Here is a 13,688-nt window from a genome sequence, read left to right as displayed (position 1 = left end):
GTCCGGCCCCGGCCAGCCCCGGCCAGCCCCGGCCAGAACGCCGACGGACCACCGCCGCGCAGACGGTCGTCGGCGCGGCGGTGGTCCGTGGGCACGGCGGCCGTCAGCGGATCGGCATCCCCGAGATCGCCCGGGCGATCACCAGCCGCTGGATCTCGCTGGTGCCCTCGAAGATCGAGTAGATGGCGCTGTCCCGGTGCATCCGCTCCACCGGGTACTCCCGGGTGAAGCCGTTGCCGCCGAGGATCTGCATCGCCTGCGCGGTGACCCACTTGGCGGTCTCGCCCGCGTAGAGCTTGGACATCGAGCCCTCGGCCGCGGTGAACGGCTGGTTGCCGGCCGCCATCCAGGACGCCCGCCAGACCAGCAGCCTGGCCGCGTCGATCCGGGTCTTCATGTCGGCCAGCTGGAAGGCCACGCCCTGGTTGTCGATGATCGGCCGGCCGAACTGCACCCGGGTCTTCGCGTAGTCGAGCGCCACCTCGTACGCGGCCCGGGCGATGCCGATCGCCTGCGCGCCGACGGCCGGCCGGGAGGCCTCGAAGGTGGCCATCGCGGCGTTCCTGCCGCCCCCGCTCCGGACGCCCTCGCGAGCCCGGGCCAGCCGCTCGTCCAGCTTCTCCTTCCCCCCGAGCAGGCAGTGGCCGGGCACCCGGACGGAGTCCAGCACCACCTCGGCGGTGTGCGAGGCGCGGATGCCGTGCTTCTTGAACTTCTGCCCCTGGGCCAGGCCGGGAGTGCCCGGCGGCACCACGAAGGAGGCCTGCCCGCGCGCCCCTAGCGCCGGGTCGACGGTGGCCACCACGACGTGGACGGCGGCGATCCCGCCGTTGGTGGCCCAGGTCTTGGTGCCGTTCAGCACCCACTCGTCCTTGGCCTCGTCGTAGACGGCCCGGGTGCGCAGCGCGGAGACGTCGGAGCCGGCGTCCGGCTCGGAGGAGCAGAAGGCGGCCACCTTGATGTCGTCCGGGGTGCCGAACATCTGCGGCGCCCAGGTGCCGATCTGCTCGTCGGTGCCGTTGGCGAGCACCGCGACGGCGGCCAGCGTGGTGCCGACGATGGAGAGGCCGATGCCGGCGTCGCCCCAGAACAGCTCCTCCATGGCGATCGGGATGCCGACGCCGGACGGGTCGAAGTACTGCTGGGCGTAGAAGTCCAGGGAGTAGATGCCGAGTTTGGCGGCCTCCTGGATGACCGGCCAGGGGGTCTCCTCGCGCTCGTCCCACTCGGCCGCGGCGGGGCGCATGACGTCGGCGGCGAAGCCGTGCAGCCAGTCGCGTACGGCGAGCTGGTCCGCGCCCGGGTCCAGCGAGAACGTGCTCATGATCCAACCTCCGATGCAGGGGCGGCCGCGGAAAACCGTGACCACACCGGGTGTTACCCCGGGTAACATCGAGGGAGTCTGCTACTGATTGGTAACCGATGTCAACGCCCAGCACCAGGAGCAGCACATGTCCGCAGAGCCCCGCCGCGAGCAACTGCTCAACGCCGCCGACCGGGTCATCCAGCGGGACGGCCCGGGCGCCAGCATGAACGCCATCGCCGCCGAGGCCGGGATCACCAAGCCGATCCTGTACCGCCACTTCGGCGACCGGAACGGCCTGATCAGGGCGCTGACCGAACGTCACACCAGCGGCCTGCTGGCCGCCGTGCGGGCCGCGCTCAACGAGCCGCTGGAGCGCCGCGACCGGGTCGAGCACGTGCTGGACACCTACCTGGCCGGGATCGAGGCCCGCCCGCAGGTCTACCGGCTGCTCACCCACCCCGAGCCGGGCGACCCGACCGGCGTCGGGCACGCGCTCGCACCGGCGCTGCGGCAGATCGCGGAGGAGATCACCCGCGCCGTCGACAACCAGGTCGACCTCGGCGCCGACCGCGAACTCCTCGCCGAGGCCTGGGGACGCGGCATCACCGGCATGGTGCTGGCGGCCGGGGACTGGTGGCTGGAGTCCAGACCGTGCTCGCGCACCCGGATGGTCCAGGCGCTCGCCGACCTGCTCTGGGGCCGGCTCGCGGCCGCCGGCGACCTGCCCACCGCCGTCCTGCCCGCCCCGGCCGCCGAGCCCGCGACGGGAGCGGACCCGGCCGTCTGAACCCCGGCCGTCCGAACTCAGGCCGTCCGAACTCAGGCCGCCTGAGCCCCGGCCGGCCGGCGTGGCGTACCGCGGTGTGCCGTACCGCGGTGCGCCGCACGGCAGTTGTGCCGCACCCGCACTCTTGTGCGGTACACGGCAGGCCGGGCATCATCGGGCCCCACCCCCAGCCCTCGAGGCTCCGCCCGCGAGACCCTGCGAGGTCCGATGCGCCTGCGCCGCACCGCCGTTGCCCTCCTGCTCGCCGCCACCACCGCCCTCACCGCCCCGCTCGCCGCCACCCCGGCCGAGGCCCGGCCCGCGCCGCCCCGGGCCGGGTTCCCCACCGGGACGGCCACCGGTCCGGACGGCCGGACCGGCCTGACCGACGCCGCCGGCCGCCGGCTCGAACTGCGCGGCTTCAACCTCGACAAGTACGCCGAGGCCACCGAGCAGGACGTCGGCTCCCTGGCCGGGCAGGGCTTCACCCTGATCCGGGTGGCCGTCTCCTGGACCAGGCTGGAGCCCGAGCGCGGCCGGCTCGACCCGGCCGAGCTGGCCCGGCTGCAGCGGCTGCTCGGCTGGGCCGACCGGTACGGCGTGCTGGCCCTGGTCGACTTCCACCAGGACGTCTACGGGCCGAAGTTCGGCGGCGGCGACCGCGGCATCCCGCTCTGGGCCACCCGCGACGACGGCCTGCCCTTCGAGAGCGACCCGGACGACTGGTTCGCCGGCTACTTCCAGCCCGCCGTCCAGGCCGCCTTCCGGCACCTCTACGACGACGCCGACCTGCGCGCCTGGCAGGCCGACTTCTACACCCGGCTCGCCCGCGAACTTCGCGGCCACCGCTCGCTGCTGGGCTACGACCTGTTCAACGAGCCGTTCGGCCCGGTGGACGGCGACCCGACCGACCCGGCCGTGCTCGCCGCCGCCTCCGCCGCCCTCGAACAGGGCCGGCTCGCCGACATGTACCGCCGGCTGATCGCCGCCGTGCGCCGGGCCGACACCCGGGCCTGGCTGTTCGTCGAGCCGACCGTCCTGGCCGGCCAGGGCGTGCCCACCCGGCTGCCCGGCTTCACCGACCCGCGCCCCGGCGCCCCCCGGCTCGGCTACGCACCGCACTTCTACGACACCGCCGTCGAGGGCGGCGCCGACTGGGACCCGTCCGGCGGCTTCGTCGAGCGGTACACCGCGGCGATCACCGGCTACCCGGCCGCCCACCGGCTGCCGGTCCTGGTCGGCGAGTGGGGCCCGCCCGACTCCCGCCGGCCGGGCAACACCCAGCTGGTCCGCCGGCAGGTCGCGGCGATGGACGGCTTCGCCGCCGGCTGGACGATGTGGTACTGGTGCCGGGGCAACGGCGGCTACTGCGCGCTCGACCCGGCCGGCCGCCCGGCGCCCGGCGACGAGCCGGTCTTCGGCCCGTACCCGACCGCCGTCGCCGGGACGGCCCCGAGCACCACCGCGACGGCCGCCGGCCACACCGTCCGGTGGACCGCCGACGGCACCGGGCACGCCACCGAACTCGCCCTGCCCGCCGCCGCGTTCCCCACCGGCGTGCGGATCACCGTCACCCCGGCCGACGCCCGGGTGGAGCTCGACCAGCCGGCCGGCGACCGGGCCGGCACCGCCCGGATCCGCCTCCCGCACACCCGCCCGGGCACCCCGGTCACGGTCACCCTCACGCGGCGCTGAACACCCGGCCGGCCCGTCCGCCGAAGTCCACCGTGGGCGGGCCGGCGGGCGGGCCACCGGCGGGCGCGCCACCGGAGTCCCGCGCTACGCCAGACCCCGGCGCGCCAGCAGCGGCCCGGTCTGCGGGTCGCGCCCGACCACCGCGCGGAACGAGTCCAGCGCGTCCCGGCTGTCCCCGCGCGACAGCAGCTCGCGGCGGAACAGCTCGCCGCTCTCCCGCACGCTCCGCCCGTTGTTCCCGAACCACTCCACCGTCTCGGCGTCCAGCACCTCCGACCAGATGTACGCGTAGTAGCCCGCGCTGTAGCCGCCGGAGAAGATGTGCGAGAAGTACGCCGTCCGGTAGCGCGGCGGGACCGCGGCCACCGCCACCCCCGCCTTGGCCAGCGCCGCCGCCTCGAACTCCTCGGCGTCCGCGATCACCTGGCCGGCCGGCACGGTGTGCCAGGCCCAGTCCAGCAGCGTCGCCGCCAGGTACTCGACGGTCCGGAAGCCCTGCCCGAAGGCCTCCGCCGCGGCCATCCGCTCGACCAGCACGGCCGGCAGCGGCTCACCCGTCACGTGGTGCCTGGCGTAGTTGGCCAGCACCTCCGGCCGGACCATCCACATCTCGTTGACCTGCGAGGGGAACTCCACGAAGTCCCGGGGCACCGCCGGGCCGGCGAAGTACGGGTAGCGGACGTCCGAGAAGAGCCCGTGCAGCGCGTGCCCGAACTCGTGGAACAGCGTGCGCACCTCGTCCCAGGAGAGCAGCACCGGCTCGCCGGCCGCCGGCTTGGCCACGTTCAGGTTGTTCATCACCACCGGCCGGTGGTCCAGCAGCCGCGACTGGGTGACCAGCTCGTCCATCCAGGCCCCGCCGCGCTTGGACGCCCGGGCGTGGAAGTCGCCGAGGAAGAGCCCGAGCGGACGGCCGCCCTCCTCGAACACCTCGAAGACCCGCACGTCCGGGTGGTAGGCGACGAGGTCCGGCCGCTCGGTGAAGGTCACCCCGTAGGCCAGGCCGGCGGCGAAGAAGACGCCGTCCCGCAGCACCCGCTCCAGTTCGAAGTACGGGCGCAGCGCCGCCGCGTCCACCTGGTACGAGTCCTGCCGGACCTGCTCCGAGTAGTACGCCCAGTCGTGCGCGGCGATCTCCTCGATGCCGTCGGCGGCCGCGAGCTTCGCCAGCTCGGCGGCCTCGCGCCGGGCGTTGGCCACCGCCGGCGGCACCAGCCGGGACAGCAGGCCGTCCACCGCCTCGACGCTGCCCGCAGTCTCGTCCGCCACCACGTAGGCAGCGTGCGTGTCGTACCCGAGCAGCCGGGCCCGCTCGGCGCGCAGCGCGGCCATCCGGATCGCCAGCGGGCCGTTGGTGCCGGCCGCGCGGGCCAGCGAGGCCGCCATCAGCCGCTCGCGCACCGAGCGGTCGGTGAGGAAGGCCAGCTCGGTCTGGTTGGAGAAGTTCTTCAGGCTGAGCACGTACTTGCCGTCGTGCCCCAGCGCCCGGCCGTTCTCGGCGGCGGCGGCGATCGCGTCCGGCGACAGGCCGGCCAGCTCCTCGGCCGAGTCCAGCACCAGCGCGCGGGCCTTGGAGTCGGCCGACACGTTCTGCCGGAAGGCCGCGGCGGCGGTGGCCAGCTCCGCGTTCAGCTCGCGCAGCCGCTGCTGCTCGGCCGCGCCCAGCCGGGCCCCGGCCCGGACGAAGGCGGTGTGCCACCGCTCCAGCAACCGCAGCGACTCCGGGTCCAGGCCCAGCCCGGCGCGGCGGCCGTGCAGCTCCTCGACCCGGGCGAACAGCGCGGCGTCCAGCTCGATCGCGTCCCGGTGCGCCGCCAGCCGCGGGCTCACCTCGGCGTCCACCCGGTCCACCAGCGGCGTGGTGTCCGCGGACGCCTGGTTGTCGAAGACCGCCCGGACGCGCCGCAGCAGCGCACCGGAGCGCTCCAGCGCGGTCAGCGTGTTGTCGAAGGTCGGCGGCCCCGGGTCGGCCGTGATCGCGGCGATCTCGGCGAGCTGCTCGGCCATCCCGCGCTCGAACGCGGGCAGGTAGTGCTCTTCCCGGATCTCGGCGAAGGGCGGCAGTCCGTAGGCCAGCGTGCTGGGCGTGAAGAACGGGTTCTCGGTCATTTCGCGAACCCTACGCCGTGTCACCGGCGCTGCCTACGGTCCCGCTCCGGGGCGGCGGCGCACCGCCCGGCCACCGGCGCACCGCCCCGCCCCGCGCGCCGCGTCACCGCCCGCAGGCCCGTGCCCGGACCGCGTTGTCGTACCCACCGGCTACCGTCGAGGTCCCAGCCCGTACGCCCGAGAGGAGGAGCCCCCGTGGCACCCCGGATCGCCCTCGTCCCCGACCCGCACGGCCCGGGCGGCCGGCTGCAGCCCCTCGACGACGCCGGCACCCCGCTCGGCCCGCCCCGCACCGTCCCCGACCTCGCCGGCGCCGTCGCCGCCGCCGAGCGGGAGGGCGCGGTGCGCTGGGTCTGGGCCGCCGCCGACAGCGCGTACGCCCCGCTCCTCCCCCGGCTGCCCGGCCGGCTCGCCCGCTGCCACGACCTGCGGCTGGTCGAGGCACTGCTGCTGGCCCACGAGGGCCGGTTCGGCGCGCCGCGCTCGCTCGGCGCGGCCTGGGCCCGGCTGCGCGGCCTGCCCGTCCCGGCCGACCTGCCCGAGCCCGGCTCCGCCGAGCACGACGACGGCCAGGACAGCCTGTTCGCCCCCGACCGCCTGCAGCTGCCACCCGGCGCCGACCCGCTGGCCGCCGTCGTCGCCGTCCACGCCGAGCAGCAGCGCCGGCTCGCCGCGATCACCGACCCGGCCGCACGCTCCCGGTTCCGGCTGCTGGCCGCCGCCGAGTCGGCCGGCGCCCTGGTCGCCGCCGAGATGGCGCACGACGGCCTGCCCTGGCGCGCCGACGTCCACGACCGGCTGCTCACCGAGCTGCTCGGCCCCCGCCCGGCCGTCCCCGGCAGCCGGCCCAGGCTGCTCGCCGAGCTGGCCGCCGAACTGCAGCAGGCCCTGGGCGGCCGCCCGTTCAACCCCGACTCGCACAGCCAGGTGCTGCGCGCCTTCGCCGAGCACGGCATCCAGCTCGGCTCCACCCGGTCCTGGGAGCTGAAGGCGGTGGACCACCCGGCCGCCCGGCTGATGGTCCGCTACAAGGAGCTGTCCCGGATCCACGCCGCGCACGGCTGGGCCTGGCAGGACGCCTGGGCCCGCGGCGGCCGGTTCCGGCCCGAGTACGTCGTCGGCGGCGTGGTCTCCGGCCGCTGGGCCAGCCGCGGCGGCGGCGCCCTGCAGATCCCGCGCATCCTGCGCCGGGCCGTGGTCGCCGACCCCGGCTGGCTGCTGGTCGTCGCCGACGCCGCCCAGCTGGAGCCCCGCGTCCTCGCCGCCCTCTCCCAGGACGCCGGCCTGGCCCGCACCGCCGCCGGCGGCGACCTGTACGAGGCGCTCGCCGCCTCCGCCTTCCAGGGCGACCGCGACAAGGCCAAGCTCGGCCTGCTCGGCGCCATGTACGGCCAGACCAGCGGGGACATCGGCCCGCTGCTCGCCACCCTGCGCCGCCGCTACCCGGCCGCCATGGGCTACGTCGAGGCGGCCGCCCGCACCGGCGAGGACGGCGGCGTGGTCGCCTCCCGGCTCGGCCGGGTCTGCCCGCCGCCCTCCGCCGACTGGCTCGACCTCACCGAGTCCCCGGACACCGCGGGCGACGCCGGCGGCCGCTCGGCCCGCGCCCGCGGCCGGTTCACCCGCAACTTCGTGATCCAGGCCAGCGCCGCCGACTGGGCGCTCGCCCTGCTCGCGGCGCTGCGCCGCCGGCTGAACGAGCTGCCCGTGGCCGACGAGGCCGAGCGGCCGCACCTGGTGTTCTTCCAGCACGACGAGGTGATGGTGCACACCCCGGCCAACCTGGCCGACGAGGTGGCCGCCGCCGTCACCGCCTCCGCCGACGAGGCCCGGCAGCTGGTGTTCGGGGACACCCCGGTCCGGTTCCCGCTCAGCACCGCGGTCGTGGACTGCTATGCCGACGCCAAGTAGCACCGGCGGGCCTGCCCGGAGCCTGCGGCCCCTCAGAACTTGCGGAAGGCGCGCGCCTCCTCGGCCGCCGCCACCACCTCGGCCAGCGTCGCACCGGTCGAGGCGGTCACCGCCGCGGAGACGGCACCCTCCACGAACGGCGCGTCCACCAGGACCACCCCCGGCCGCGGCGCGTCCTCCAGCACCGTGACGGCCGTCAGCACCGAACTGCCGAGGTCCGGCAGCACCACCACACCCGCCCCGCCGTCCGCCTCCGCGACGGCCCGCGCGATCAGGTCGTAGCTGGTGCCCAGCCCGCCCTCCTCCGCCCCGGCCGCCACCACCACCCGCACCGCGTCCGAGGCGAGTTCCCCCAACAGCTCCCGCAGCCCGGCGGCCAGCTGCGCGCTGTGCGAGACCAGGACGATGCCCACGTAGTCGCTCATGCCGCCGACCCTACGGCCCGCCCGCTGCTCCGCAGGAGTGATCCGGCCACCGTGTCGCCCGGCGGACGGCCACCCGCCGCATGCCGTCCGCCGCCTTCCGCGGCCCCCGCGTGTCGCACCCCCTCCCCCCACCCCCCGTCTGGCGTAGCGTCGGGTCAGCATCGTCTGCCGAGGGAGCGAAGCGTCGTGAAGAAGCTGATCAACACCCCGGAGAGCGTCCTGGCGGACGCACTGGCCGGAGTCGCCGCCGCCCACCCGGAGTTGACGGTGGACCTGGTGAACCGGGTGATCACCCGCGCCGTCCGGCCGGCGGCGGCCAAGGTCGCGCTGGTCTCCGGCGGCGGGTCGGGCCACGAGCCGCTGCACGGCGGCTTCGTCGGCCCGGGCATGCTGGACGCCGCCTGCCCGGGCGAGGTCTTCACCTCCCCGGTGCCGGACCAGATGCTGGCCGCCGCCAAGGCCGTGGACTCCGGCGCGGGCGTGGTCTTCGTGGTGAAGAACTACACCGGCGACGTGATGAACTTCGAGCTGGCCGCCGAACTGGCCGCCGAGGAGGGCATCGAGGTCCGGACGGTGCTGGTCAACGACGACGTCGCGGTCGAGGACTCGACCTGGACGGCCGGCCGCCGCGGCACCGGCGCGACCGTGCTGGTGGAGAAGATCGCCGGCGCGCTGGCCGAGCGCGGCGCCCCGCTGGACGAGGTGGCCGCCCTGGGCGAGCGGGTGAACGCCGCCTCGCGCTCGTTCGCGATCGCGCTGACCGCCGCGACCGTCCCGGCGGCCGGCAAGCCCGGCTTCGACCTGCCGGAGGACGAGATCGAGGTCGGCGTCGGCATCCACGGCGAGCCCGGCCGCCGCCGGGAGAAGCTCCGCCCCGTCCGCGAGCTGGCCACCGAGGTGGTGGAGACGATCCTCACCGACCACCACCTGACCGCCGGCGACGAGGTGATCGCCCTGGTGAACGGCCTGGGCGGCACCCCGCTGCTGGAGCTGTACATCGTGTTCGGCGAGGTCGCCGCCCGGCTGGCCGAGCACGGCGTCACGGTGGCCCGCAGCCTGGTCGGCAACTACGTGACCAGCCTGGACATGGCGGGCTTCTCGCTCACCCTGGCCAAGGCCGACGCCCAGCTGCTGGAGCTCTGGGACGCCCCGGCCGACACCCCCGCCCTCAAGCGGGCCTGAAGGGAGCACCTGCATGGACTTCGACACCACGCTCGCCGAGGGCTGGGTGCGCGCGATCGCCGCCGCCGTGGAGGAGGAGCAGCAGCGGCTCACCGAGCTGGACTCGGCGATCGGCGACGGCGACCACGGCAGCAATCTGCAGCGCGGCTTCGCCGCCGTGCAGGCCGCGCTGGACGGCCTCGACCCGGCCGGCCCGGGCGCGGTGCTGACCAGGACCGGCACCACGCTGATCTCCAAGGTCGGCGGCGCCTCCGGCCCGCTGTACGGGAAGGCCTTCCGGGCCCTGGGAGCCGCCCTGCCGGGCCCGGCCGGCCCTGCGGAGTTCGCCGAGGCGCTGGCGGCGGGCCTGCGGGCGGTCCAGGACCTCGGCAAGGCCGAGCCGGGCGACAAGACCATCGTGGACGCCTGGACCCCGGCCGTGGCGGCCTTCCGCGCCGCGGCGCAGGCCGGCGCGGACCTGCCGGAGGCGGCCGGGGCGGCGGCGGCCGCGGCCGAGCAGGGCGCGCTGGACACCGTCCCGCTCCAGGCCCGCAAGGGCCGCGCCTCCTACCTGGGCCCGCGCAGCGTCGGCCACCAGGACCCGGGGGCGACCTCCACCGCCCTGCTGTTCCGCGCCCTCGCCGAGGTCACCGCGCCGGACGGAACCCAGGGCGTGTCCTAGGGCCCGCGGTCGGTCCGGCTGATCAGGAGCAGCAGCGCGTCGTCCCGCAGCTCCCCGCCGGTGTGCTCCAGCAGGTCGGCGTAGACCCGGCCGACCGCCGCCTCCAGCTCCGCCGACGAGCGGGCCGCGCCCCGGACGAGCGGGCCGACCCGTTCCGCCAGCGGGTAGAACCCGCCGCTCTTGCGGTGCTTGGCCTCGATCACGCCGTCCGTGCAAAGCACCAGCACGTCCTCCTCGCCGAACGGCTGGTTCCACGAGGTGGGCTCGCCCGCGGCCAGCTTGCCGAGTCCGAGCGGCACCCACGGGTCGGGCGCGTCGAGGACGTGCGCCCGGCCGTCCGGGCCGACCCGGATCGGGGCGACGTGCCCGTACTGCAGCAGCTCCATCACCCCGGGTGTGCGGAACTCGGCGAACAGCGCGGTGGTGAACTCCCCGTCCGGCACGTGCCGCTCGACGCTGGCCTCGATCCGGGCGGCCACGCCGCGCAGCCCGGACTCGTCGTACGCGGCCTCGCGGAAGGCGCCGAGCACCACGGCGGCGGTCTGCACCGCGCCGAGCCCCTTGCCGCGGACGTCGCCGACGGCGACCCGGGTGCCGTGCGGGGTCTCCAGGACGGAGTAGAGGTCCCCGCCGATCCGCGAGGCGTCGGCCGCGGAGACGTAGCGCACCGCGAGGTGCAGCGGTCCGACGACCGGGCCGGGCAGCCGCAGCAGTGCGCGCTGCGCGGCCTCGGCGACCGAGCTGACGGCCGCGAAGGCTTCCGCCCGCCGCATCCTGAGCTTGGCGACCCAGGCGGAGAAGACGGTGAGCAGCAGGTAGCTGACGATCGCGCCGTAGAGGAAGCGCTCGTCGTTGACGTTGTCGACCTCGTCGTAGTGGCTGAGGCCGAAGACGGTGAAGAAGCCCAGCGAGCAGACCAGCAGCAGTTCGAGCGGCCGCAGGGTGAGCGCGGCGATGGTGGGGACGACGGTCATCAGCGGCGCGAGGTAGCGGTCCTTGCCGGAGAGCAGGTCGGCCAGCCCGACCAGCACGATCGCGATCAGGGCCGGGCTGGCCCGGCGCCAGAACGGCACGTCCTGGAGGTCGAAGGCCAGCAGCGCGCCGCGTCGCCGGCCGGGCGGCAGCCCCGCGGCGGTCGGGACCGCGGGCGACTGGGCGCGGCGGTTCGGGAGCACATATCGAACATAACGGACGATCAGCCGCCCCACCCCCGCACCCGGGAGGCCGCCCGGCCCCACGCCCCTCCCGCACTGGGCCAATCGGTACCCGTTCGACCCCCTTGTCGTACAGCACGACCAAGAGCGACGGCGCCGGGGAGGCCGCGCCCGGCGAGCGGGCGACCCGGTCCCGGCGTGCGGATTCGGGCGCAACGTGGTCAGGCGCATACGCTCTGCTCTCGGGCCGCGCTCGCGCCGCCCCCTCGCGACGGGTGCGAACGGGTGCGATCCACGCCACATCACCCTCTTCCCTGGGTGATACCCCGCAGGGGTATGGTGTTATCAAAAGAACGGCCCGGGCGCGTGCCTGCGGCCGTACAGACCTCCCGGAGGCCCCGATGTCCAGCACCATCACCTACACCGTGACCGGCATGAGCTGCGGCCACTGCGAGAGCTCGGTCAGCAAGGAGCTCTCCGCGCTGGCCGGTGTCACCCAGGTGGCCGCCGACGCCAAGGCCGGCACGGTGACGGTCTCCTCCGCCGCCCCGCTGGACGACGAGCAGATCCGCGCCGCCGTCGACGAGGCCGGCTACGAGCTGGTCGGCCGATCCGCCTGAGCCGCCTGAGCCGCCTGCCGGACGGCGGGAGCGCGCGGCCCGGCCACGCGCTCCCGCCGTCCGCACAGACCAAGGAGCTGATCAGCATGAGCACCTCCACCCCGGGCTCCACCGCCCCGGACACGGCTGCGACGGACGCGGCCGCGACGGACGGCTCCGCGGTCGTGCGGGACCGCGTCGAGCTGTCCATCGGCGGGATGACGTGCGCCGCCTGCGCGGCCCGGATCGAGAAGAAGCTCAACCGGATGGACGGCGTCGAGGCCACGGTCAACTACGCCACCGAGAAGGCCCGGGTCGACTTCGGGCCCGGCGTGAGCGTGGCCGACCTGATCGCCACCGTCGAGAACACCGGCTACACCGCCGAGCTCCCCCCGCCGCCGGCCGCCGCCCCCGGGGCCCCGGCCGCCGGCGCCGCCCCGGAGCAGGCCCCGGCCGACCCCCTGCTGGACCGCCTGCTCGTCAGCGCCGTGCTCTCGGTGCCGGTGGTCATGATGTCGATGATCCCGTCGATGCAGTTCACCAACTGGCAGTGGCTGGCCTTCGCGCTGACCGGCCCGGTGGTGGTCCACGGCGGGCTGCCGTTCCACCGCGCCGCCTGGACCAACCTCAAGCACGGCGCCGCGAGCATGGACACCCTGGTCTCGCTCGGCACCCTGGCCGCCTTCGGCTGGTCCTTCTGGGCGCTGTTCTGGGGCACCGCGGGCACGCCCGGCATGCGGCACCCGTTCTCGCTCGCGATCGGCGACACCGACGCCGCCTCCACCCTGTACCTGGAGACGGCCGCCGCCGTCACCGTGCTGATCCTGCTCGGCCGCTACCTGGAGGCCCGCTCCAAGCGCCGGGCCGGTGCCGCCCTGCACGCCCTGCTCGACCTCGGCGCCAAGGACGTCTCGGTCCTCCAGGGCGGCCGCGAGGTCCTGCTGCCGGTGGACCGGCTGACCGCCGGAATGCGCTTCGTGGTCCGCCCCGGCGAGAAGATCGCCACCGACGGCGTGGTCGTCGAGGGCGCCTCGGCCGTGGACGCCTCGATGCTGACCGGCGAGTCCGTACCGGTCGAGGTCGCGGTCGGCGACGCCGTCACCGGCGCCACGGTCAACGCCGGCGGGCGGCTGGTGGTCGAGGCCACCCGGGTCGGCGCCGACACCCGGCTCGCCCGGATGGCCCGGCTGGTGGAGGACGCGCAGAACGGCAAGGCCGCCGCGCAGCGCCTGGCCGACCGGATCTCCGCCGTCTTCGTGCCGCTGGTCATCCTGATCGCGCTCGGCACCCTGGTCGGCCGGCTGCTGGCCGCCGGCAGCCCCACCGAGGCGTTCACCGCCGCCGTCGCCGTGCTGATAATCGCCTGCCCGTGCGCCCTGGGCCTGGCCACGCCGACCGCCTTGATGGTCGGCACCGGGCGCGGCGCCCAGCTCGGCATCCTGATCAAGGGCCCCGAGGTGCTGGAGACCACCCGCAGGGTGGACACCGTCGTGCTGGACAAGACCGGCACCGTCACCACCGGCCGGATGACCCTGCTCGCCGTGCACACCGCCGACGGCGTCACCGCGCAGGAGGCCCTGCGGCTGGCCGGCGCGGTCGAACACGCCTCCGAGCACCCGGTCGGCGCCGCGATCGCCGCCGCCGCGGCCGACGGCGGAGGGAGGGCCGGCGACCTGCCGCCCGTCGCGAACTTCACGAACCTGCCCGGCCGCGGCGTCCGGGGCACCGTCGAGGGCCGCACCGTGCTCGCCGGGCGGGCCGCCCTGCTCGCCGAGCACGACCAGCCGCTGCCGCCCGCCCTGGACCAGGCCAGGGCCGACGCCGAGGCGGCCGGCCGGACCGTCGTCGCGGTCGGCTGGGACGGCGCGGCCCGGGCCGGG

General features: G+C 75.7%; 11 protein-coding genes. 7 read left to right on the top strand and 4 right to left on the bottom strand.

All coding sequences use genetic code 11. The features are described 5' to 3' along the window. Positions 1–103: 103 nt before the first annotated feature. Positions 104–1,324 carry an acyl-CoA dehydrogenase family protein gene (locus ABZ885_RS12675; protein ID WP_360186968.1) on the bottom strand — a complete coding sequence of 407 codons (1,221 nt, stop codon included), beginning with the start codon at positions 1,322–1,324 and terminating at the stop codon, positions 104–106. Between the two features lie 127 nt (positions 1,325–1,451). Between ABZ885_RS12675 and ABZ885_RS12670 the strand changes: the two genes are divergently transcribed. Both ABZ885_RS12670 and ABZ885_RS12665 read left to right on the top strand, forming a co-directional pair. Beyond that, the gene (locus ABZ885_RS12670) at positions 1,452–2,093 is read left to right on the top strand and encodes a TetR family transcriptional regulator (RefSeq protein ID WP_360186967.1); all 642 of its coding nucleotides are present in this window, start codon (positions 1,452–1,454) and stop codon (positions 2,091–2,093) included. Between the two features lie 207 nt (positions 2,094–2,300). Then, on the top strand, positions 2,301–3,767 hold the full coding sequence (locus ABZ885_RS12665; RefSeq protein WP_360186965.1) for a cellulase family glycosylhydrolase: 1,467 nt from the start codon (positions 2,301–2,303) through the stop codon (positions 3,765–3,767). Positions 3,768–3,851: 84 nt separating this feature from the next. Here the strand turns inward: ABZ885_RS12665 and ABZ885_RS12660 are convergent, their stop codons facing one another. After that, positions 3,852–5,876 carry a M3 family metallopeptidase gene (locus tag ABZ885_RS12660; RefSeq protein WP_360186963.1) on the bottom strand — a complete coding sequence of 675 codons (2,025 nt, stop codon included), beginning with the start codon at positions 5,874–5,876 and terminating at the stop codon, positions 3,852–3,854. A 195-nt stretch (positions 5,877–6,071) separates the two neighbouring features. Between ABZ885_RS12660 and ABZ885_RS12655 the strand changes: the two genes are divergently transcribed. Beyond that, positions 6,072–7,787 (top strand): bifunctional 3'-5' exonuclease/DNA polymerase, encoded by a 1,716-nt coding sequence (locus tag ABZ885_RS12655; protein ID WP_360186961.1) that lies wholly within the window; start codon positions 6,072–6,074, stop codon positions 7,785–7,787. A gap of 32 nt (positions 7,788–7,819) precedes the next feature. Here ABZ885_RS12655 and dhaM read toward each other — a convergent pair whose 3' ends face one another. Beyond that, the gene (dhaM, locus tag ABZ885_RS12650) at positions 7,820–8,212 is read right to left on the bottom strand and encodes a dihydroxyacetone kinase phosphoryl donor subunit DhaM (RefSeq protein WP_360186959.1); all 393 of its coding nucleotides are present in this window, start codon (positions 8,210–8,212) and stop codon (positions 7,820–7,822) included. Positions 8,213–8,398: 186 nt separating this feature from the next. Here dhaM and dhaK point away from each other — a divergent pair, with 186 nt between their 5' ends. Then, a complete protein-coding gene (dhaK, locus tag ABZ885_RS12645; protein ID WP_360186957.1) occupies positions 8,399–9,394 on the top strand; it encodes a dihydroxyacetone kinase subunit DhaK in 996 nt (331 codons plus the stop codon). A gap of 13 nt (positions 9,395–9,407) precedes the next feature. Then, on the top strand, positions 9,408–10,055 hold the full coding sequence (dhaL, locus tag ABZ885_RS12640; RefSeq protein ID WP_360186955.1) for a dihydroxyacetone kinase subunit DhaL: 648 nt from the start codon (positions 9,408–9,410) through the stop codon (positions 10,053–10,055). Here the strand turns inward: dhaL and ABZ885_RS12635 are convergent. Continuing rightward, on the bottom strand, positions 10,052–11,230 hold the full coding sequence (locus ABZ885_RS12635; protein ID WP_360186953.1) for a PP2C family protein-serine/threonine phosphatase: 1,179 nt from the start codon (positions 11,228–11,230) through the stop codon (positions 10,052–10,054). The two genes, dhaL and ABZ885_RS12635, sit on opposite strands and share 4 nt — an antisense overlap. 380 nt (positions 11,231–11,610) lie before the next feature. Here ABZ885_RS12635 and ABZ885_RS12630 point away from each other — a divergent pair, with 380 nt between their 5' ends. Both ABZ885_RS12630 and ABZ885_RS12625 read left to right on the top strand, forming a co-directional pair. Next, complete coding sequence (locus ABZ885_RS12630) at positions 11,611–11,829, top strand: cation transporter (RefSeq protein ID WP_360186951.1); 219 nt, start codon at positions 11,611–11,613, stop codon at positions 11,827–11,829. An 86-nt stretch (positions 11,830–11,915) separates the two neighbouring features. Continuing rightward, on the top strand, positions 11,916–13,688 hold a 1,773-nt coding region (locus ABZ885_RS12625), incomplete at its 3' end, for a heavy metal translocating P-type ATPase (RefSeq protein WP_360186949.1).

It is taken from the genome of Kitasatospora sp. NPDC047058, from assembly GCF_040643935.1.
Lineage (GTDB): Bacteria > Actinomycetota > Actinomycetes > Streptomycetales > Streptomycetaceae > Kitasatospora.
This window is presented reverse-complemented; position numbering and strand designations above follow the sequence as displayed.

Bases quoted from the DNA above. Each gene is read 5' to 3' on its own strand.
- ABZ885_RS12660 (WP_360186963.1), bottom strand. From the start codon at position 5,876: ATGACCGAGAACCCGTTCTTCACGCCCAGCACGCTGGCCTACGGACTG.
- ABZ885_RS12665 (WP_360186965.1), top strand. From the start codon at position 2,301: ATGCGCCTGCGCCGCACCGCCGTTGCCCTCCTGCTCGCCGCCACCACC.
- ABZ885_RS12675 (WP_360186968.1), bottom strand. From the start codon at position 1,324: ATGAGCACGTTCTCGCTGGACCCGGGCGCGGACCAGCTCGCCGTACGC.
- dhaM (WP_360186959.1), bottom strand. From the start codon at position 8,212: ATGAGCGACTACGTGGGCATCGTCCTGGTCTCGCACAGCGCGCAGCTG.
- ABZ885_RS12630 (WP_360186951.1), top strand. From the start codon at position 11,611: ATGTCCAGCACCATCACCTACACCGTGACCGGCATGAGCTGCGGCCAC.
- ABZ885_RS12670 (WP_360186967.1), top strand. From the start codon at position 1,452: ATGTCCGCAGAGCCCCGCCGCGAGCAACTGCTCAACGCCGCCGACCGG.
- dhaL (WP_360186955.1), top strand. From the start codon at position 9,408: ATGGACTTCGACACCACGCTCGCCGAGGGCTGGGTGCGCGCGATCGCC.